21 protein-coding genes are annotated in these 19,461 nt (G+C 40.2%); 3 read left to right on the top strand and 18 right to left on the bottom strand.

Annotated features, from left to right (window positions below; translation table 11 throughout):
* Position 1: 1 nt before the first annotated feature.
* The 7 genes from dnaB to ACT17O_RS01015 form a co-directional block, all read right to left on the bottom strand.
* The gene (gene dnaB / locus ACT17O_RS01045) at positions 2-1,354 is read right to left on the bottom strand and encodes a replicative DNA helicase (protein WP_000852476.1); all 1,353 of its coding nucleotides are present in this window, start codon (positions 1,352-1,354) and stop codon (positions 2-4) included.
* A 43-nt stretch (positions 1,355-1,397) separates the two neighbouring features.
* Positions 1,398-1,850 (bottom strand): 50S ribosomal protein L9, encoded by a 453-nt coding sequence (rplI, locus tag ACT17O_RS01040; RefSeq protein WP_033630528.1) that lies wholly within the window; start codon positions 1,848-1,850, stop codon positions 1,398-1,400.
* Positions 1,847-3,820 carry a DHH family phosphoesterase gene (locus tag ACT17O_RS01035; protein ID WP_033630529.1) on the bottom strand — a complete coding sequence of 658 codons (1,974 nt, stop codon included), beginning with the start codon at positions 3,818-3,820 and terminating at the stop codon, positions 1,847-1,849. Before ACT17O_RS01035 ends, rplI begins: the two co-directional genes overlap by 4 nt.
* 156 nt (positions 3,821-3,976) lie before the next feature.
* The gene (locus tag ACT17O_RS01030) at positions 3,977-5,155 is read right to left on the bottom strand and encodes an acetyl-CoA C-acetyltransferase (protein ID WP_444817852.1); all 1,179 of its coding nucleotides are present in this window, start codon (positions 5,153-5,155) and stop codon (positions 3,977-3,979) included.
* Between the two features lie 81 nt (positions 5,156-5,236).
* On the bottom strand, positions 5,237-5,785 hold the full coding sequence (gene hpf, locus ACT17O_RS01025; RefSeq protein ID WP_000599111.1) for a ribosome hibernation-promoting factor, HPF/YfiA family: 549 nt from the start codon (positions 5,783-5,785) through the stop codon (positions 5,237-5,239).
* A 79-nt stretch (positions 5,786-5,864) separates the two neighbouring features.
* Positions 5,865-6,527 (bottom strand): ComF family protein, encoded by a 663-nt coding sequence (locus tag ACT17O_RS01020; RefSeq protein WP_444817547.1) that lies wholly within the window; start codon positions 6,525-6,527, stop codon positions 5,865-5,867.
* Positions 6,524-7,822 (bottom strand): DEAD/DEAH box helicase, encoded by a 1,299-nt coding sequence (locus ACT17O_RS01015; protein ID WP_444817546.1) that lies wholly within the window; start codon positions 7,820-7,822, stop codon positions 6,524-6,526. The genes ACT17O_RS01020 and ACT17O_RS01015 overlap by 4 nt, the downstream gene beginning before the upstream one ends.
* A 56-nt stretch (positions 7,823-7,878) precedes the next feature.
* On the opposite strand from ACT17O_RS01015, the gene ACT17O_RS01010 reads away from it, so the two are divergent.
* From ACT17O_RS01010 to cysK, 3 genes are all read left to right on the top strand, one after another.
* Positions 7,879-8,514: a YigZ family protein gene (locus ACT17O_RS01010; protein ID WP_444817545.1), complete on the top strand. Its 636-nt coding sequence runs from the start codon at positions 7,879-7,881 to the stop codon at positions 8,512-8,514.
* Between the two features lie 15 nt (positions 8,515-8,529).
* The gene (locus tag ACT17O_RS01005) at positions 8,530-8,973 is read left to right on the top strand and encodes a PH domain-containing protein (protein WP_444817544.1); all 444 of its coding nucleotides are present in this window, start codon (positions 8,530-8,532) and stop codon (positions 8,971-8,973) included.
* Between the two features lie 96 nt (positions 8,974-9,069).
* Complete coding sequence (gene cysK / locus ACT17O_RS01000) at positions 9,070-9,996, top strand: cysteine synthase A (RefSeq protein WP_444817543.1); 927 nt, start codon at positions 9,070-9,072, stop codon at positions 9,994-9,996.
* Between the two features lie 195 nt (positions 9,997-10,191).
* On the opposite strand, the gene tnpA is transcribed toward cysK, so the two are convergent.
* From tnpA to rodZ, 11 genes are all read right to left on the bottom strand, one after another.
* Positions 10,192-10,656, bottom strand: a complete 465-nt coding sequence (tnpA, locus tag ACT17O_RS00995) for an IS200/IS605 family transposase (RefSeq protein WP_444817542.1) — start codon at positions 10,654-10,656, stop codon at positions 10,192-10,194.
* A 185-nt stretch (positions 10,657-10,841) separates the two neighbouring features.
* On the bottom strand, positions 10,842-11,882 hold the full coding sequence (tsf, locus tag ACT17O_RS00990) for a translation elongation factor Ts (protein WP_000808059.1): 1,041 nt from the start codon (positions 11,880-11,882) through the stop codon (positions 10,842-10,844).
* A 78-nt stretch (positions 11,883-11,960) separates the two neighbouring features.
* Complete coding sequence (gene rpsB / locus ACT17O_RS00985) at positions 11,961-12,740, bottom strand: 30S ribosomal protein S2 (protein ID WP_444817541.1); 780 nt, start codon at positions 12,738-12,740, stop codon at positions 11,961-11,963.
* 224 nt (positions 12,741-12,964) lie between these two features.
* Positions 12,965-14,173 carry a peptidoglycan hydrolase PcsB gene (pcsB, locus tag ACT17O_RS00980; RefSeq protein ID WP_444817540.1) on the bottom strand — a complete coding sequence of 403 codons (1,209 nt, stop codon included), beginning with the start codon at positions 14,171-14,173 and terminating at the stop codon, positions 12,965-12,967.
* A 93-nt stretch (positions 14,174-14,266) separates the two neighbouring features.
* The gene (gene mreD / locus ACT17O_RS00975) at positions 14,267-14,761 is read right to left on the bottom strand and encodes a rod shape-determining protein MreD (RefSeq protein ID WP_444817539.1); all 495 of its coding nucleotides are present in this window, start codon (positions 14,759-14,761) and stop codon (positions 14,267-14,269) included.
* Between the two features lie 2 nt (positions 14,762-14,763).
* Positions 14,764-15,579: a rod shape-determining protein MreC gene (gene mreC, locus ACT17O_RS00970; RefSeq protein ID WP_001078972.1), complete on the bottom strand. Its 816-nt coding sequence runs from the start codon at positions 15,577-15,579 to the stop codon at positions 14,764-14,766.
* A gap of 60 nt (positions 15,580-15,639) precedes the next feature.
* Positions 15,640-16,434 carry an energy-coupling factor transporter transmembrane component T family protein gene (locus ACT17O_RS00965; RefSeq protein WP_444817538.1) on the bottom strand — a complete coding sequence of 265 codons (795 nt, stop codon included), beginning with the start codon at positions 16,432-16,434 and terminating at the stop codon, positions 15,640-15,642.
* Complete coding sequence (locus ACT17O_RS00960) at positions 16,427-17,266, bottom strand: energy-coupling factor transporter ATPase (protein WP_444817537.1); 840 nt, start codon at positions 17,264-17,266, stop codon at positions 16,427-16,429. Before ACT17O_RS00960 ends, ACT17O_RS00965 begins: the two co-directional genes overlap by 8 nt.
* Positions 17,251-18,078 carry an energy-coupling factor ABC transporter ATP-binding protein gene (locus tag ACT17O_RS00955; RefSeq protein ID WP_444817536.1) on the bottom strand — a complete coding sequence of 276 codons (828 nt, stop codon included), beginning with the start codon at positions 18,076-18,078 and terminating at the stop codon, positions 17,251-17,253. The genes ACT17O_RS00960 and ACT17O_RS00955 overlap by 16 nt, the downstream gene beginning before the upstream one ends.
* The gene (gene pgsA / locus ACT17O_RS00950) at positions 18,075-18,620 is read right to left on the bottom strand and encodes a CDP-diacylglycerol--glycerol-3-phosphate 3-phosphatidyltransferase (RefSeq protein WP_084880311.1); all 546 of its coding nucleotides are present in this window, start codon (positions 18,618-18,620) and stop codon (positions 18,075-18,077) included. The genes ACT17O_RS00955 and pgsA overlap by 4 nt, the downstream gene beginning before the upstream one ends.
* A gap of 10 nt (positions 18,621-18,630) precedes the next feature.
* Complete coding sequence (gene rodZ, locus ACT17O_RS00945; protein ID WP_061421566.1) at positions 18,631-19,452, bottom strand: cytoskeleton protein RodZ; 822 nt, start codon at positions 19,450-19,452, stop codon at positions 18,631-18,633.
* Between the last annotated feature and the right edge of the window lie 9 nt (positions 19,453-19,461).

Here is a 19,461-nt window from a genome sequence, read left to right as displayed (position 1 = left end):
CTTATGCCTCCCTCTTTGAGATACTTGAAAATTTATTGTATTCTTTTTGGAAAATCAATTCCACCGTTCCACGAGCTCCACTACGGTTTTTCTCGATGATAACCTCAACCTTGTTATTTGGAATTCCTTCCTCTTCTTCACCCGCACGATCGTAGTAGTCGTCACGGTATAGAAAAGCTACGATATCCGCATCCTGCTCGATAGAACCCGATTCACGAATATCAGACAAGACTGGTCTCTTATCCTGACGCTGTTCCACTCCACGAGATAGCTGACTAAGAGCAATGACTGGAACTTTCAATTCCTTGGCTAGAATTTTTAGCTGACGAGAAATTTCAGAAACTTCTTGTTGACGGTTCTCACGACCAGTCCCTGTAATAAGCTGTAGGTAGTCAATCAAAATCAATCCTAGATTGCCCGTTTCTTGAGCTAGTTTGCGTGAGCGCGAACGAATTTCCGTGATCCGAATCCCTGGCGTATCATCGATATAGATACTCGCGTTAGCTAGGTTCCCTTGAGCAATGGTATACTTTTGCCACTCCTCATCAGTCAATTGACCTGTACGGATAGAATGGGACTCCACTAATCCTTCGGCCGCCAACATACGGTCTACTAGACTTTCCGCACCCATTTCCAGCGAAAAGATAGCAACTGTCTTGTCCAACTTAGTCCCAATGTTCTGAGCAATGTTCAAAGCAAAGGCCGTCTTACCAACCGCTGGTCGCGCCGCCAGGATAATTAACTCCTCCTCATGAAGACCTGTCGTCATATGGTCCAAATCACGATAGCCTGTAGCAATACCTGTGATATCCGTTGTTTGTTGTGACCGAACTTCTAGGTTCCCAAAGTTGATATTTAGAATATCTCGGATGTTCTTGAACCCACTACGATTGGCGTTTTCGCTAACATCAATGAGTCCCTTTTCAGCCTGAGCGATGATTTCATCTGCAGGCTTAGAAGCCTCATAAGCTTGGTTGACAGACTCTGTCAACTTGGAAATCAAGCGACGTAGCATAGCCTTTTCTGCTACGATTTTAGCATAATATTCCGCATTAGCTGAAGTTGGTACAGAGTTAACAATTTCAACAAGATAGGACAAGCCACCAATATTTTGGAGATCGCCTTGGCTATCCAAAATCGTCCGAACTGTAGTCGCATCAATTGCTTCTCCACGATCCGACAAGTCTACCATCGCTTGGAAAATCAACCGATGAGCATACTTAAAGAAGTCACGAGAATCAATGTATTCTCGGACAAAAACGAGCTTACTCTCATCTATAAAAATAGCCCCCAGAACAGATTGTTCTGCCAAAATATCCTGAGGTTGAACTCGCAGTTCCTCTACTTCTGCCATCCGACTTTCCTTCCTTTTACAATCTTGTCAAGAAGTTGTAAACTTAACCTTCTTTTACACAAAGATTGATGACACTTGTAACATCTTGATAGATCTTCACTGGTACATCAATCAAACCTACTGCTCGAATTGGTGCTTGCACTTGAATATTGCGTTTGTCAATCTTAATACCAAACTGCTTTTGCAATTCTTCTGCAATTTTCTTGTTAGTGATAGAGCCAAATGTACGGCCATCTGGTCCAACCTTTTCAACAAACTCTACAACAGTTTCTTCTGCTTCAAGCTTAGCCTTGATAGCCTTTGCTTCAGCAATCATCTCTGCATGAGCTTTTTCTTCAGATTTTTGTTTTCCACGCAACTCACCCACTGCTTGAGCAGTCGCTTCCTTAGCCAAATTCTTTTTAATCAGGAAGTTTTGAGCGTAGCCAGTTGGCACTTCCTTGATTTCGCCTTTTTTCCCTTTTCCTTTGACATCTGCTAAAAAGATTACTTTCATTCTTCTTTCTCCTTTTCCTTTAGTTCATCTAAGACAAGTTGAGTCAGTTTGTCTCCAACTTCTGTTAGACTCATATTCTCGATTTGCGCGGCAGCTAGATTAAAGTGACCACCGCCACCCAACTCTTCCATAATACGTTGGACGTTGATTTTACTACGACTTCGAGCCGAGATAGAGATAAATCCTTGTGTATTTTTTGCCAGAACGAAACTAGCCTCAATACCAGACATAGCCAACATAGCATCAGCAGCCTTACTGATAACAACTGTGTCATAAGTCCTTGAGTCCTTAGCTTGGGCAATCAAGATATCTGAACCTAACTTACGACCTTGTAAAATGAGTTCATTTACCTCACGGTATTCTTCAAAATCTGTCGCAGCAATCTCCTGGATAGCAATACTATCGCTTCCCCGTGTTCTCAGATAGCTCGCCACATCAAAGGTTCGGCTCGTCACGCGAGATGTGAAATTCTTGGTATCCAGCATCATACCAGCCATCAAAACACTGGCCTGCATACGACTCAAACGATTTTTCTTAGAATTTTGGAACTGAATCAATTCTGTGACCAACTCACTGGCACTACTTGCTCCACTTTCGATATAGGTGATGACTGCATTCTCTGGGAAATCCTGATCACGTCTATGATGGTCAATAACAATAGTTTGAGTGAACAAATCATAAAAATCTTTTGACAAGGTCAAAGCCGTCTTGGAATGATCCACTAGAATCAATAATGAACGGTTTGTAACTAACTTCATCGCATCTGTAAGAGATAAAAGTTTCGTGACATCTTCCTTCTTCAAGAACTGAATAGCACGTTCGATATCTGCTGGCATATGGTCTGCATCGTAGACAGCATAACTGTTCTCGATAATATTACTTGCAAACAACTGCATACCGACAGCAGAGCCCAAAGCATCCATGTCTAGATTTTTATGACCGACTACAAAAACCTGGTCAACACTTCGAATCTTATCAGAAATGGCTGTCATCATGGCTCTCGTACGTGTACGAGTACGTTTAATAGACGCAGCAGTTCCTCCACCGAAGTAGACTGGATTCTTGGTTTCGTTATTTTCCTTGACCACCACCTGGTCACCACCGCGAACTTCTGCTAAGTTCAAGTTGAGCAAGGCAATTTTCCCAATCTCTTCATGGTTTCCATCACCATAAGAAAATCCCATACTTAAAGTTAGGGGTAGATGCCTCTGTTTTGATTCTTCTCGGAAAGTATCAATAACAGAGAATTTATCATTCATCAATTCCTCTAGTACCGTGTAATCTGTGAATACATAAAAACGATCCATCCCCACACGGCGAGAAAACATAGCATACTTACTAGCAAATTCTGAAACAAAATTAGCTACAAAGCTATTGATATGGCTGATATCAGAGTCCGATGTCGCATCCTCCAAATCATCATAGTTATCTACTGAGATGACTCCAATGACTGGACGACTAGTTACCAATTCGACAGTTGCTTCGTACTCCCCAGAAACATCAAAGAAATACAAAACACCTGAAGCCTTGTCCATATGAACAGCATATCGTGTTTCGCCCAAGGTAGCATACGAACCAGGATTCCCAACAGAAGCCTTGATGATGGTTTGAATTAACTCAACATCAATTTCGCCTTCTTCAGTAGTCAAAATCAACTCAGCATAAGGATTAAACCATTCCACTTCGCCAGTAGATAGGTCTAATTTCAGAACACCAACCGGCATTTGTTCGAGCAGCGTGTTTAAGCTATCTTCAGCTTGATGATTTACGTATTGGATTTGTTCAATTTCGCTCTTTTCATACTGTTTTTTTTGCCAGACAAATAAAAGCAGATAAAGAAGTACAAATAAAAACAAGACACTGATTGTTACAACATTATTTTGTGAAAAAATAATCAGCATTGTTAAGGTTCCGAAAGTTGCAATCCCTAGTAGAATAGCAGAATTCGGAGTTAAATTATTTTTTTTCATTCTAAACCTCTTGCGCATTATTATATCACAAATGCCCTTAAAAAGCGACCCTTTAAAAGATGCAAGCCCTTCTTTCATGATTGATTTCTCTAACTTCAGACACAAAAGGAGGAGGGGATCATCACCCTCCTACCCACGTGTTCAGATCACTAACACCTAACGTTCCACGATAAGGGCAGTCCCCATCCCTCCTCCGATACAGAGAGTTGCTAACCCAGTTTTAGCATCTCGTTTCATCATCTCATGTACCAGCGTTACTAGGATACGGCAACCGGAGGCCCCAATTGGGTGACCAAGAGCAATGGCGCCACCATTGACATTGACAATATCTGTGTTGAAACCAAGTGTTTTGCCAACCGCACAAGCCTGAGCAGCAAAAGCTTCATTTGACTCAATCAAGTCGAGATCATCAACTGTCAAATTGCCTTTTTCAAGAGCCTTGCGAGTCGCATAAATCGGCCCACATCCCATCATCTTAGGATCCAAACCTACACTTGCATACGAACGAATGCGGACAATCACTGGCAATCCTAATTCTTTAGCTTTTTCAGCACTCATGATTAAGACAGCCGCTGCCCCGTCATTGATTCCTGAAGCATTACCCGCTGTAACAGAACCGTCTTTTTTGAAAACAGGACCTAGCTTAGACAAACTCTCCAAGCTAGTATCTTTTCTAGGATATTCATCTGTATCAAAAACGATAGGATCGCCTTTGCGTTGAGGAATGACAACTGGCACAATCTCTTCTTTAAAGCGTCCAGATTCTATAGCCGCCACTGCTCGTTTTTGTGACTCTAAAGCAAGAGCATCTTGCTCTTCTCGACTGATGCCATATTCTTCAGCCACACTCTCAGCTGTAATCCCCATATGGTATTCGTTAAAGGCATCAGACAAACCGTCCTTAATCATGGTATCTACCACTTTCGAATCGCCCATACGGCCGCCCCAACGGAAGCTTGGCAAAACGTATGGAGCCTGACTCATGTTTTCTGCACCACCAGCTACGATAATATCTGCATCGCCACATCGAATCGCTTGAGCAGCCAACTGCACGGCCTTCAAACCGGAACCACAAACCTTGTTGATAGTAAAGGCTGGTGTAAATTCAGGGAGTCCTGCATGAACGCTCATTTGACGAGCTACGTTTTGCCCTAAACCTGCGCCTAGGACATTCCCCATAATTACTTCGTCTACCTGCTCTGGCTTGACATTGGCTTTTTCCAAAACACTTTTAATAACCAAAGCTCCCAAATCAACAGCTGAAACATTCTTTAAACTTCCTCCAAAGGAGCCTATTGGAGTTCGCACTGCTGAAACAATCACCACGTCTTTCATAACTTTCCCCATTTATACCTTTTATAATGATGCAATACAAAAGTGGTTTACACTGGTGTAAACCACTTTAAAAATTCTATTTTATGATTCTTTCACTTCTAACAAACCGACTTCACCATCTTCACGGCGATACAAAACATTAGTTGTTTGATCTTCCACATCTACATAGATAAAGAAATCATGTCCCAATAAATCCATTTGGAGAAGGGCTTCTTCTAAATCCATTGGCTTCAAATCAATTTGTTTTGAACGAACGACTTTTGGTTGCACAACATTTGCATCTTCAACTAGAGCATCTGTAAAGAGTTGACTTGTCGCAACTTTATTTTTATTCTTACGTTCGATTTTAGTTTTATTTTTACGAATCTGACGTTCAATTTTATCTGTTACAAGATCGATAGAACCATACATATCTTGAGAAATATCTTCAGCACGAAGAGTGATAGATCCAAGCGGAATTGTTACTTCAACCTTTGCTGTTTTTTCACGGTAAACTTTCAAATTCACACGTGCATCCAACTCCTGCTCAGGTTGGAAATACTTTTCGATCTTTTCGAGTTTAGAAACTACATAATCACGAATTGCTTCTGTTACTTCTAGGTTTTCACCACGGATACTATATTTAATCATATAAGTACCTTCTTTCTAAACATTTTTGTTTTTCTAACTATATTATAACGCTTTCATTTTCATTTTGCAAATTTTTTCCTCATCTTACAAGGGAAAAAGTTTTAACTTCCAAAGCACCTGCTTCTGCCAAAAGTCGTTTCACACGATTCACAGTTGCCCCTGTTGTATAGATGTCATCAATCAGCAAAATCTTCTTGGGAAGTGAGATTCCATCTTTAATAAAAAATGGAATTTCAGTAGCTAATCTTTCCAAACGGCTTTTAGAAGAACTAGCGCTCTCTTCTCTTTTTCCTAATATATCTTTAAAAGAAAAACCTGCCGCCTCAACCAAACCCTCGACTTGGTTAAACCCCCTCTCAAGCAATCTTTCAGGGTTTAGGGGAATTACAACAAATTGATAACCTCTATACTTTTTCAGCTCTTCAGCAAGAACAGAAGCAAAAGCCTTTCTAAGTAGAAAATCCCCATCAAACTTATATCGACTGAAAAAGTCTTTCATAGCTTGATTATAGGTAAAGATTGCCTTATGATCAACCTGAACTCCTTCTTTACACCAAAGTTTACAATCTTGACATTGAGTTGACACCCCTGTTTTCATACAGTTTGGACAATATTTCTCACCAATATTCTCAAAACTAGAAGCACAAGCTGAGCAAAGATAACTGCTCTCATTCTTCAAAAGGATGAGACTACCAAAAGTTAACTCACTCTTTGTAGTCTGGCCACATAATAAACAGTTCATAACCCTGCCTCCTTATTCATCTGCTTGATTTCCTTGATTGCCTTTTTGATGGAAGCATTTAATCCATCATGAAAGAAGAGCAACTCACCAGTTGGTCTATCCATACTGCGTCCAACTCGCCCTCCAATCTGAATTAAACTAGACTTGGTAAAGAGACGATGATTAGCTTCTACTACGAAAACATCCACACAAGGGAAGGTAACCCCGCGTTCCAAGATTGTCGTACTGATCAGTATTGTTAGTTCTCCATCTCGAAAAGCTTGCACCTGCTCTAATCGGTCTTCTGTCACAGAAGACACAAAGCCAATGCTCTCATTCGGGAAATGCACCTTTAGTATTTCTTTTAGTCCCTCACCTTTCTTAATCTCTGATGCAAAAATCAGCAATGGATAACCTGTTCTTCTCTGTTTCTCAATATAGGTCTTTAACTTGGTTGATAACTGGCTTTTCTCTAAACAGCGATTAAAATCCGATAACCAGACTGGTTTAGGAATAATCAAAGGATTTCCATGAAACCGTCTCGGCAAGCTTAATCGTTTTAATTCTCCTGTGCGAACCTTCCTATCTAACTCATCTGTAGAAGTTGCTGTAAGGAATATCCTCAATCCATCCTCCTTTACACTATTCTTTACAGTATAGTAAAGCATAGTGTTGTCGACATAAGGAAAGGCATCTACTTCATCCACTATCAACAAATCAAAAGCATGATAAAATTTTAATAACTGATGAGTTGTTGCAACTACTAAGGGTGTTCGAAAATAGGGCTCTGATTCGCCATGGAGTAGTGCTATCTCACAAGCAAAGTCATTCTGCAGTCGCTTATACAGTTCCAAACACACATCAATTCGAGGACTTGCCAAACAAACTGCACCACCATCATCAATCACTTTGGCAACAACTTGATAAATCATCTCTGTCTTTCCAGCTCCTGTGACAGCGTGAACTAAAGTCGGTTCTTTCTTTTCAACTGCTCGAATCAACCCCTCTGATACCTTTTCCTGAAAATAGGTTAACTGACCACACCATTTGAGGACATCTTGCTTAGGAAAATCTTCTTGCGGAAAATAGTATAAGGCTTGATCACTCCTGACTCGCTTCATCAGTAAGCACTCCCTACAATAGTATGCGCCAATAGGCAAATACCATTCTTCTAGAATCGAACTATTACAACGTTGACAAAACAGTTTCCCCTTCTCTTTTCTCATTGCTGGCAGTCTCACTGCTACCTGTCGTTCTTCTTCCGTTAATTCTTTCTCAGTAAACAAGCGACCGAGGTAATTTGGATTTACTTTCATACTTTAATATTCGTAAAAATCTAGCACTTTAGATATTTTTTTAGTACAATTGAATCATGGAATTTAGAACAATTAAAGAGGATGGGCAGGTCCAAGAAGAAATCAAAAAATCCCGATTTATCTGTCATGTCAAGCGTGTTTATAGCGAAGAAGAGGCTCGTGACTTCATCACTACCATCAAAAAAGAACACTATAAAGCCACCCATAACTGCTCTGCTTTTATTGTAGGGGAACGCAGTGAAATCAAACGTACGAGTGATGATGGGGAACCTAGTGGTACTGCTGGAGTCCCTATGCTGGGTGTCTTAGAAAATCATAATCTAACCAATCTCTGTGTGGTAGTGACACGCTACTTTGGTGGCATCAAACTAGGTGCTGGCGGTTTGATCCGTGCCTATGCAGGTAGTGTGGCCTTGGCTGTCAAAGAAATTGGCATTATTGAAATCAAAGAACGGGCTGGTATAGCCATTCAGATGTCCTACACTCAGTATCAAGAATATGGTAATTTTCTTAGAGAGCATCATCTCATGGAGTTGGATACAAACTTTACAGATCAAGTTGATACAACGATCTATGTTGATAAGGAAGAGAAAGAAAATATCAAAGCTGCTCTTGTTGAGTTCTTTAATGGAAAGGTTACTTTAACGGATCAAGGTTTACGAGAAGTTGAAGTTCCTGTAAACTTAGTGTAAACAAAGGAGAAATACATGGCGTTTGGAAAATTTATTCAAGGACTTGCTGGTAACTTCAGCGAGGAAAACAAAGAGACTCTTATCAAAGAATATGGACAATATCTACTAGAGAATGAAGAAATTCAAAGTGGATATAAACTTATTCGCGATTCAATTATCTTTACAAATATCCGTATCATCTTTACAGATAAGCAAGGTGCCACTGGTCGTAAGGTGTCTGTTAAGTCACTCTTTTTGATGAACATTGTAAACGTTGAAATGGAAACTGCTGGAGCAGGTATAGATGATAGTGAGATTACGATCACTTATTTAGAAAATGTCTTTCTAAAAGCACATAATGAGCATCTGAGTTTCCATAAATTTGAATTCCCTAAAAAAACGGACATCCTCCCTCTTTATTCCTATTTATTAGAATTGGCTTATCACAATCGATTAAAAATTAATGGCTTAGACCTTTGATATAAAAAAATCCTATCACTTTGATAGGATTTCTATATTTTACAAATAGCCTTAAGCGCGTTATACTAGTATCATCTTATACAAAGAGGTATATCTATGGCTATTTATAACAATATCACTGAACTTATTGGACAAACACCGATTGTTAAACTTAACAACATTGTTCCAGAGGGTGCTGCAGACGTCTATGTTAAACTAGAAGCCTTTAACCCAGGATCTTCAGTTAAAGACCGTATTGCCCTTAGCATGATTGAAAAAGCAGAACAAGATGGTATTCTAAAACCGGGTGCTACTATTGTTGAAGCAACGAGTGGAAACACTGGTATCGGTCTTTCATGGGTCGGTGCTGCTAAAGGATATAAAGTTGTTATCGTCATGCCTGAAACGATGAGTGTGGAACGCCGTAAGATTATCCAAGCCTATGGTGCTGAACTCGTCCTCACTCCTGGTAGCGAAGGAATGAAAGGGGCTATTGCTAAAGCTCAGGAAATCGCTGCTGAACGTGACGGCTTCCTTCCACTCCAATTTAATAATCCAGCTAATCCAGAAGTACACGAAAGAACAACAGGAGCTGAAATACTAGCTGCTTTCGGTTCTGATGGACTAGATGCCTTTGTGGGTGGTGTCGGTACTGGTGGAACGATTTCAGGCGTTTCACATGCACTTAAAGCAGCAAATTCTAATATTCAAGTTTTTGCAGTTGAGGCAGACGAGTCAGCTATCTTGTCTGGTGAAAAACCAGGACCTCACAAAATTCAAGGCATCTCAGCTGGATTTATTCCTGAAACACTTGATACAAAAGCCTATGATGGTATCGTCCGCGTAACGTCAGATGATGCTCTAGCGCTTGGCCGTGAAATTGGTGGAAAAGAAGGCTTCCTTGTTGGGATTTCTTCAGCTGCAGCGATTTACGGGGCAATTGAGGTTGCCAAGAAATTAGGTACAGGTAAGAAAGTACTTGCTTTAGCACCAGATAATGGCGAACGTTATCTGTCTACAGCACTCTATGAATTTGAAGTGTAGTCTCCTAAATGCACTTAGCCCTTTTAAAGGGCTTTTTATTTACTCACTCTAAAATCATAACCACCCGTCTAACGGGTGGTTTGCACCAGGGCTATAAGCCCAAATCACCAGCCAGCGCCTAAAGACGCTGGCTTTCACGTTGTTCAAGCCTCATTGCTCTTGACTCGTCACTTGCCTCTTGAAGAGACCTTGGTACTACTTACCACTACCCCTAAAGGGATCCTCATATTCTTTTACACTTAATTTATCTAATGCTATATCATGTTCTTCCTGTTCTTGGATATATTTCCTAATTGTGGCTTCATTAAGTCCTACTGTACTCACGTAGTAACCTTCTGCCCAAAAATGCCGGTTGCCAAACTTGTACTTGAGGTTGGCGTGTTTATCAAACATCATGAGTGCACTTTTTCCTTTTAAATAACCCATGAAACTTGAAACACTTATCCTTGGTGGAATACTTACTAACATATGTACATGATCAGGCATTAAGTGACCCTCGATAATTTCAACACCTTTATAACTACATAAACGGTGGAATATTTCTCCCAAACTACTTCGATATTGATTATAAATGATTTTTCGTCTATACTTAGGGGTGAACACAATGTGATATTTACACATCCACTTTGTGTGTGATAAACTATGTGCCTTTTGTGCCATATTTTTCTCCTTTCGCTTTACAATTGGCTTGAACACCTTTATTGTATCGCGTTTGGAGTTTTTTTGGTATAACCTTCGACGCGCACCCGCTTAGCGGGTGGTTTATTTGTCTCGCACCTTACGGAGCGAGACAGACTAATAGTCACATAAATAAAAAAAGGAAGCAAATTGCTTCCTTTTCATTATTAGTTATTTAAGGCTGCTGCCATTGTAGCGGCAACTTCTGCTTCGAAGTCGTTCGCAGCTTTCTCAATACCTTCACCAACTTCAAAGCGAGCGAACTCAACTACTGAAGCATTTACTGATTCAAGGTAAGCTTCAACTGTCTTGCTGTCATCCATGATGTATACTTGTGCAAGAAGTGTGTATGCTTGGTCAACTTTAGTGTTGTCAAGCATGAAGCGGTCCATTTTACCTGGGATGATTTTGTCCCAGATTTTTTCTGGTTTGCCTTCTGCAGCCAACTCAGCTTTGATATCAGCTTCAGCTTGAGCAATCACTTCATCAGTCAATTGTGCTTTTGATCCATACTTCAAGTGTGGAAGAGCTGGTTTACCAACCATTGCACGACTTTCGTTATCTTGATCGATTACGTGGTTCAATTGTGCCAACTCATCTTTAACGAATTGCTCATCTAATTCTTTGTAAGAAAGAACTGTTGGTTTCATCGCAGCAATGTGCATTGAGATTTGTTTAGCAAGCGCTTCGTCTCCACCTTCAATAACAGAAATAACACCGATACGGCCACCATTGTGTTGGTATGCTCCAAAGTGTTGTGCATCTGTTTTTTCAAGCAAAGCAAAACGACGGAATGAGATTTTTTCACCGATTGTAGCTGTTGCAGATACATATGCAGCTTCAAGAGTTTCACCTGAAGGCATTGTCAAAGCAAGAGCTTCTTCGTTGTTCGCTGGTTTACCTTCAGCGATTACTTTAGCTGTAGCATTTACCAAGTCAACGAATTGAGCGTTTTTCGCAACGAAGTCAGTTTCAGCATTTACTTCAACTACTGCTGCAACGTTACCATTAACAAATACACCAGTCAAACCTTCTGCAGCAACACGGTCAGCTTTCTTAGCTGCCTTCGCCATACCTTTTTCGCGAAGCAATTCGATCGCTTTTTCGATATCACCGTCTGTTTCTACAAGCGCTTTTTTAGCGTCCATAACACCGGCACCAGATTTTTCACGCAACTCTTTTACAAGTTTAGCTGTAATTTCTGCCATTTTGATTCTCCTATATTTTTTAAAAATAGGAGAGCTGGGCTAGGCCCCGCCCTCCTAGGTAATTACTATTTATATGAATTAAGCGTTGTCGCCTTCTACAACTTCAACGATTTCTTCGATTGAGTCAGCTTGAGCTTCTGAAGCTGCAAATTCAGCTTCAACTGCTGCTGCATCTTCACCTTGACGTCCTTCGATGATAGCGTCAGCCAATTTAGCTGTGATCAATTTAACAGCGCGGATAGCGTCATCGTTAGCTGGGATGATTACATCGATATCGTCTGGATCAGTGTTTGTGTCAACCATCGCTACAACTGGGATTCCCAATTTTTTAGCTTCTTTAACAGCGATTTGTTCTTTATGTGGGTCAACTACGTACATTACATCTGGGATACGAGGCATGTCTTCGATACCACCCAAGAATTTTTCAAGACGTGCACGTTGTTTGTTAAGAAGTGCAACTTCTTTCTTAGGAAGAACGTCGAAGATTCCTTCTTCTTCCATACGTTTGATTTCTTTCAAACGAGCAATACGTTTTTGGATAGTTCCCCAGTTAGTAAGAGTTCCACCCAACCAACGGTGGTTGATGTAGTATTGACCTGAACGTTCTGCTTCTTCTTTAACAGCTTCAGCAGCTTGTTTTTTAGTACCAACAAACAATACAACTGCATCGTTAGCTGCCGCATCACGCATAAAGTCGTATGCTTGGTCAGCGTATTTTACAGTTTGTTGCAAGTCGATAACGTGGATTCCGTTACGCTCAGTGAAGATGTACTTAGCCATCTTAGGGTTCCAGCGACGAGTTTGGTGACCAAAGTGTACACCAGCCTCAAGAAGTTGTTTCATTGAAATTACTGCCATGAGTATTTCTCCTTTTTGTTTTTTTCCTCTCCTCGATTTCAACTTGCAAAACGACCCGAGGGCAACAGTCTCACAATTCATCAAGAATGAGTATTATCGTTTACACGACAAGTTTCATTTTATCACATTTTAGCCATATTTTCAAGTGGTTTTGATATATTTCGGCCTTGCTTTCGATAAAAAATAATAAAAGAGACTCACATCGAGCCTCTTCGTTTCATTCATTAGTTTGGATAGATGTATGTTACGTAACCTTCAGAAGTTGTAGTTGGGTTGAACCATCCACGCTTGTTACCGATTGTACGATCTCCACCGTAGTTTGATTCTGATACTTGAATGCTAGTTGATGATGAAACTGCTGTAACAACCGCTACGTGTCCATATCCACCGTCATTCCAACATGCAATCGCACCAACTTGTGGAGTTGATCCAGTACGGAATCCTGCAGCTGCTGCACTTGTAGCCCACTGCGCTCCGTTACCCCAGTAATCTCCAGCCCAAGGTGCTAATGTTTTAGCTCCCCAAGTACATTCACCAGTTGGATAGCTTGAAGCATTTGTACTGTATGTTGGACGCTGTCTTGTTGGAGTTGGTGCAGGTGCCGGAGTGTAGCTTGAATCATCATCTGATGAAGAGCTTGATGTCGCTTGTACTTGAGCAGAGAAGCTTGTATTTCCTGAAGCAACTACTGATTGTTGTTGGCTTGCTTGACGAGCTTTGTAAGCTGCTTCTGCTTCAGCCGCTGCTTTTGCTTCTGCTTCTGCAGTTGCTTTTTGTTCTAGCAAAGTAGCTTTTTCGCCTTCTGCAGTTGCTTTCTCAGCAGCAAGATTCAACTCAGCAACTTTCAACTCAGCTTGCTTTGTTGTCAATGTTTGTGCATCGTCAGCAAGCGTTTGTTGGTTGGCAATGACAGTGTTGATTGCTTCATTATTTGCAACCTGTTTTTCAGCAATTGATTTTTTATCAGCCTTCTGTTGTTCCAACATTTTGTTGTTAGCTGATACAATCTCGCTCATCGCTGCCACACGTGAAATAGCTTCTGTAATTGATTTTGAGTTTACAATTGTATTGATATAGCTAGTTGCAGCACCGTTTGTTTGTGCGCTACGTGCTTGTTTTTCCAAAGATTCATTACGAGCAACAATGTTCTTAGAGAGCTCTGTAATTTCTCCTTCAAGTTTTTTAGATTCAGCTTGTAGAGTTTCGTTCTCAGCTTCTAAGTTCGTTTGTTGAGTTTGGATAGCTGTAACTTGCGTTTGGATTTCATCTACTTGTTTTTGAGCTTCTTTTTGTTGAGATGTCAAATTACTAATCTTACTATCTTGAGCAGCAATCTTTTCATCAGTTGTTTCAGCGTGGACAGTTGTCAATACCGCCGCTTGAGACACTAATACTGTACTTAATAAAAGTGACGCTAAGATTTTTTTCTTCATATTGTGTAGATACTCCTTCTATTTAAGACATTACTAGTATACCAAAAAAAGACATAATAAATATTACGCCTTTGTTACATTTTTATTTCTTTCTTATAGATAACATTTTTCAAAAATATATTGGAAAACAAGCATCCATAAAAAATTTAAAATCATTGATGGGACAAGGCTATAGACGATGAAAACTGGCATCGATTCTACTGTCAATCCCATAGCAAGAGCAAGGAGGTAGCTCCCCATATCAAATAGGAAACTCATCACAACTATTGTTAACATTCTTGTCCAACGGTTTAGCAAAATTACACTATTAAATTTATGGAGTGAAGCACCTATTAAGATAAATAGAAGCGTCGCAATTCCTATCAAGTGGAAAAAATAGATATCGTACACCAAACCCACTATACAGCAATAAGCTAGATAGAGATATTCTGAAACCTCTATTGTCTCAAACAAGAGAAATAAAAACAGAAAATGACTTGCTAAATGAAAGTGAGGGAAGAAGGATCCCGCTAATTGTCCAATATGTGCATCAATTAGTACGACAAAAGGGAGTAAAAAGAAAATACCAATTTGTTTTAACAGTCTCATTGCTAATTCCCCACTAACTCTACCACATGAAGATTTTTGGTGTCAGCACTTAACTTTACTGTTACCTCCTTTGTTAGATAATCACTGCTGTGTGTTGTAGCAACAACCTCTCCAACAGGGATATCCTTAACATTAAAGTTTCCGAGCCCCCCTGTAGTCACCTTGTCTCCCGCGCTAATGTCGCTGTTGCTGTTTAATTGACTAATTTTAAGCAGTTCAGATTCCTTATCATAACCAACGATAATCCCGTAAATTTCAGTAGAGCCATGCAGGATTTTAACAGAAATTTTGTCTGAATTTTCGGTGTTTGTCAATAGGTTGATCGTTGTTGAATGATCCTCCACCTTTGAAACACTACCAATCAAACCCCCGTTTGCAATGGCCAACATATTTTCAGAAGCTCCTTTTGAACTTCCCACATCAATTGTTAACTCTTGTTTCCAAGATACTGGAGCTCGCATAATCACATCTGCTGAAATGGTTTTTGTAGCCTGCAATTTTGACTTCATATCCAGCAACTGACGTAATTGTTCATTTTCATTTTTTAAACTTTCTGATTGATTAGACTCCACCTCTAGTTGATAAAGCTGTTTTTTTAGACTTTCGTTTTCATTGTAAGTCTGCGTCAAATGTCCCAAATCTGATTTAAAAGTATCAAACCACTGAAAGGGTTTTTGAACAATTCTATCTACTAAAGAAATCCCATCTCCTAGTTTCGTCACAATAGCGCTTGAATAGGTTGTCACTAATAGAACAGAAACTGCCAGAACTGTGACAAAAACGATGATTAGATATTTTGATTTTTTAAAACGGTTCATATTCCTACCTTTATACTAAAAACCTGCTACTGTGCGCTTCTTATCAATCCTACAAACCTGCTAAGATTTTAAGAAAAATAAGAAACATCCCAGTATCAAAATCACAAGAATTGCCAGTGTATCCTTTTGACTCCATCTCAACTGTCTATACTGACTTCTACCCTTTCCTCCCTGATAACCACGCGCTTCCATGGCTATTGCCAATGAATCTGCACGCTTTAAGCTCGTCGCAAAAAGAGGAATTAAAATCGGAATCATAGCCTTTACTTTTTGAACGATACTACCTTCACCAAAGTCAACTCCACGAGCCTTCTGAGCATTCATAATTCTCGTCGTGTCATCCATCAAGGTTGGAACAAAACGCAAACTCATTGATAACATGAGACCAATTTCATGAACGGGAACTTTCACGCGTTTCAGAGGCGCTAAGAGAGATTCAACTGCAGCTGCCAGACTCAAAGGCATGGTCGTTAAGGTTAGCAAAGTTGAAAAGAAAATAATCAACACAAAACGACAGAAAATAATCCCAGCTTGTTGCAAAGCATAATCCGTTATTTTTATAAAAGAAAACTCAAATAGGACATTTCCACTTGAAATGAAAAAGAGCTGAAAAAGAGTTGTAAAAGCAATCAAGAAGAACATGGATTTTAATCCCTGAACGAAAAATGAGAGGGAAACGCCTGACAAAGCGATAAATATACCTGTCGCTACAAACAGAATGAGATTAGTGAGGGGATTATTGGCCCAAAATACAATCAAAATCAACAGGATCATGGCAAGCAATTTACTACGGGGATCCAAGCGATGAATGATGGAATCCCCCGGTATATAACGCCCTAAAATCATACTATCCATTTAGCGACTCCTTAAACTCCTCTATCTTAATTGGCAATTTTTTAAAAGCTACACCTCTATCTGCCAAACGTTTACAAAAGGCTGTTATTTTAGGCACACCTAACTGCACCTTTTCCATAGAGGCTACATCTTGGAAAACTTCGCTCGGTTTACCACTTTTGACCAAACGCCCCTTTTCCATAACATGGACCTGATCAGCATATGCAGCTACGTCATCCATCAAATGCGTTACCAGAACGATTGTCATTCCAGAAAGGTGGAGTTTTTTAAACAGGGTCATCAGTTCTTTTCTGCCCAGAGGATCTAGTCCAGCTGTAGGCTCATCCAAAACCAAGACAGTTGGCTCCATGGCTAGCATACCTGCTATAGCCACACGTCTCATCTGACCACCCGAAAGTTCAAAAGGACTGCGCTCAAAGAGTGACTCATCGATGCCTACCAAGGCTAACTTTTCACGCGCAATTTTCTTGGCCTCTTCCTCAGAAACTCCAAAATTTTGCGGTCCAAATGCAACATCTTTCAAAACAGTCTCTTCGAAAATCTGATTTTCAGCAAATTGAAACACTAGACCAACTTGCTTTCGAATCTGACGAATTTCTTTATTGGTTGATGTAGGGGTAATGACGGTATCGAAAACTCGAACAGAACCCTTACTTGGTACCAATAGGCCATTTAAAAGCTGTAAAATCGTTGATTTCCCACTACCTGTGTGCCCTACTAAAGCTGTATAGGAGCCATCCTCAATCGTCAAAGAAACATCAGTCAAGGCTGATGAAGATAGGGGAGTCCCCTCTTGATAGGTAAAGCTCACATTTTCTAGAGTAATTCCCATAACTTGTCCTCTAGCTCTCCTTCTGTCAAATAGTCATCCGGCAACTGATAACCAGTCTCTCTCAAAGATTCTCTCAATTGATTAGCAAAAGGTTCATCTAACCCTATATGGTCAAGGTCAGCCCGAGAAAAAAGTTCTCTTGGGCTGCTGGTTGACTCCACTTGGCCTTTTTTCATGACCAATACACGGTCACTCATCGCAACTTCCTCTAAATCATGTGTAATTGAGACGACTGTCATCTGGTGGTCTTTTCGTATCTCTTGAACTGTCTGAATCAGTTCTCTGCGTCCCTCAGGATCCAACATACTTGTAGCCTCGTCCAAAATCAAAATAGCTGGCCTCAAGGCAACAACTCCTGCAATAGCCACCCGTTGTTTTTGTCCACCAGATAAACGAGCTGGTTCTCTCTTCTTAAAGTCCAGCATACCTACCAACTCCAAAGATTCAGCCACTCTCTTCTTCATTTCTTCTCGAGGAAGTCCCTGATTTTCTAATCCAAAGGCGACATCATCTTCAACAGTTGCCCCCACAAATTGGTTATCTGGATTTTGAAAAACCATACCAATTTGACGACGCAAGTCCCAAACATTCTCAGAGGACAGCAATTGCCCATCAATCCAGATTTCCCCAGACTCTGCTTCAAGCAAGCCATCAATCAAACGGATAGTTGTCGATTTTCCACTCCCATTATGACCTACAATCGAAAGCCATTCTCCCCGTTTCACGTGAAACGAGACATTATTAACATCATAATGATCCTGGTCTTCCTTGTAACGAAAAGACAGATCTTTTACTTCAATAATCGATTTCATTTCGAACCAAATGTCCCTTTGAATACATGAGCGCTACCCTTGAAATAATCATAACCAGAGTAGATGGTGAAAAATAAAGCTATATAAAGCAACAGTTGCCCAATTAAATTCCAATGTAAGAGCAAAAAGATAATGGCAAACATCTGACTAAAGGTCTTGATTTTCCCTGGCATCGCTGCTGCTAGAACTGTCCCTCCCGTCTCAACAAGCAACAAACGCAAGCCTGTCACCGCAAGTTCACGACAGATGATAATAGCAACAACCCAAGCTGGAGCCATGCCTAACTCAATCAACATGATAAAAGCTGATATAACCAACAGCTTATCAGCCATCGGATCTGCAAATTTTCCAAAGTTGCTGACTACATTCCATTTACGAGCAAGGTAACCATCAAGATAATCCGTTATACTAGCAACTGCAAAGATGATCGCTGCCAGCAAATGACTTCCTTGTGAATGGCCCAAAGTCAAAATAAGAATAAAGAGAGGTATAAAGAGAATTCTACCAATAGTTAATACATTAGGAATTTGTTCTTTTTTCATTGGTTCTTCCTTAATCTGTAGTAAATGTAAGTGTTACAGTTCCAGTCTGAGTTGTCAGCTTCGAAGTATCAATCGTTTGATTGTCCACAGTCACAGTAACTCCCTTCACTACACCTAAAGTAATGGTAACGGGATTCTTAGTTGAAACTGTTGTTTTTGCATTCTTATTGTCTGCGGATAGTGTCACACCACCCTCCAGCTCACTTCCTGAAACACTTACCCAGCTAGTTGTATCTGAAACTGCTAGTTGAACAGTAGCGGTTTCCTTACTCGTTTTATACCGAGCTTCAATGCGGTTTCCTTCGCCTGACACTGTAATAGTTGATTCCGTAGTAGAAGACGAGCTAGACGTCTGACTACTAGAAGATGAACTAGATGAGGTTGTGGAACTAGTCGAGTTCACAACACTATAATTAGCTGAAGAAGGACTTGGCTGAGTTTGGATGTAGTTCCAAACATAGTAAGTGACAAAAATTAAAATTGACAAAGCAAATAGAACGAAATAAAACAAGGGGAGATAAGACGTTTTTTTCTTATTTGATCGTCTGCGACCAGACAAGTCTTCTTCATCGACATCTACCTCTTCATAAGTGATCATACTACCTGAATCATAGGCATCTAATACAATTCTTTCATCTAATTCTACTGCCCATGCATATTTTCTTAAAAAAGAACGAGCGTAGAAGGTACTAGGAAGCTGATCAAAATCATCTGCCTCCATAGCTTCTAGAAAATGCAACTGAATTTCAGTTTTTTCCTGTAATTCTTCCAGACTCAATCCCTGGTTAATTCTGGCTAAACGTAGAACCTCGCCAATTGTTTTTTTTCTCATACGTACCAT

The sequence above is a fragment of the Streptococcus sp. HJ1 genome, from assembly GCF_052399005.1.
Lineage (GTDB): Bacteria > Bacillota > Bacilli > Lactobacillales > Streptococcaceae > Streptococcus.
Note: the sequence above shows the minus strand (reverse complement) of the source record. Positions and strands in the feature narration are given on the sequence as shown.

Coding starts and splice junctions, on each gene's coding strand:
- dnaB (WP_000852476.1), bottom strand. CDS start 1,354: ATGGCAGAAGTAGAGGAACTGCGAGTTCAACCTCAGGATATTTTGGCA.
- rplI (WP_033630528.1), bottom strand. CDS start 1,850: ATGAAAGTAATCTTTTTAGCAGATGTCAAAGGAAAAGGGAAAAAAGGC.
- ACT17O_RS01035 (WP_033630529.1), bottom strand. CDS start 3,820: ATGAAAAAAAATAATTTAACTCCGAATTCTGCTATTCTACTAGGGATT.
- ACT17O_RS01030 (WP_444817852.1), bottom strand. CDS start 5,155: ATGAAAGACGTGGTGATTGTTTCAGCAGTGCGAACTCCAATAGGCTCC.
- hpf (WP_000599111.1), bottom strand. CDS start 5,785: ATGATTAAATATAGTATCCGTGGTGAAAACCTAGAAGTAACAGAAGCA.
- ACT17O_RS01020 (WP_444817547.1), bottom strand. CDS start 6,527: ATGAACTGTTTATTATGTGGCCAGACTACAAAGAGTGAGTTAACTTTT.
- ACT17O_RS01015 (WP_444817546.1), bottom strand. CDS start 7,822: ATGAAAGTAAATCCAAATTACCTCGGTCGCTTGTTTACTGAGAAAGAA.
- ACT17O_RS01010 (WP_444817545.1), top strand. CDS start 7,879: ATGGAATTTAGAACAATTAAAGAGGATGGGCAGGTCCAAGAAGAAATC.
- ACT17O_RS01005 (WP_444817544.1), top strand. CDS start 8,530: ATGGCGTTTGGAAAATTTATTCAAGGACTTGCTGGTAACTTCAGCGAG.
- cysK (WP_444817543.1), top strand. CDS start 9,070: ATGGCTATTTATAACAATATCACTGAACTTATTGGACAAACACCGATT.
- tnpA (WP_444817542.1), bottom strand. CDS start 10,656: ATGGCACAAAAGGCACATAGTTTATCACACACAAAGTGGATGTGTAAA.
- tsf (WP_000808059.1), bottom strand. CDS start 11,882: ATGGCAGAAATTACAGCTAAACTTGTAAAAGAGTTGCGTGAAAAATCT.
- rpsB (WP_444817541.1), bottom strand. CDS start 12,740: ATGGCAGTAATTTCAATGAAACAACTTCTTGAGGCTGGTGTACACTTT.
- pcsB (WP_444817540.1), bottom strand. CDS start 14,173: ATGAAGAAAAAAATCTTAGCGTCACTTTTATTAAGTACAGTATTAGTG.
- mreD (WP_444817539.1), bottom strand. CDS start 14,761: ATGAGACTGTTAAAACAAATTGGTATTTTCTTTTTACTCCCTTTTGTC.
- mreC (WP_001078972.1), bottom strand. CDS start 15,579: ATGAACCGTTTTAAAAAATCAAAATATCTAATCATCGTTTTTGTCACA.
- ACT17O_RS00965 (WP_444817538.1), bottom strand. CDS start 16,434: ATGGATAGTATGATTTTAGGGCGTTATATACCGGGGGATTCCATCATT.
- ACT17O_RS00960 (WP_444817537.1), bottom strand. CDS start 17,266: ATGGGAATTACTCTAGAAAATGTGAGCTTTACCTATCAAGAGGGGACT.
- ACT17O_RS00955 (WP_444817536.1), bottom strand. CDS start 18,078: ATGAAATCGATTATTGAAGTAAAAGATCTGTCTTTTCGTTACAAGGAA.
- pgsA (WP_084880311.1), bottom strand. CDS start 18,620: ATGAAAAAAGAACAAATTCCTAATGTATTAACTATTGGTAGAATTCTC.
- rodZ (WP_061421566.1), bottom strand. CDS start 19,452: ATGAGAAAAAAAACAATTGGCGAGGTTCTACGTTTAGCCAGAATTAAC.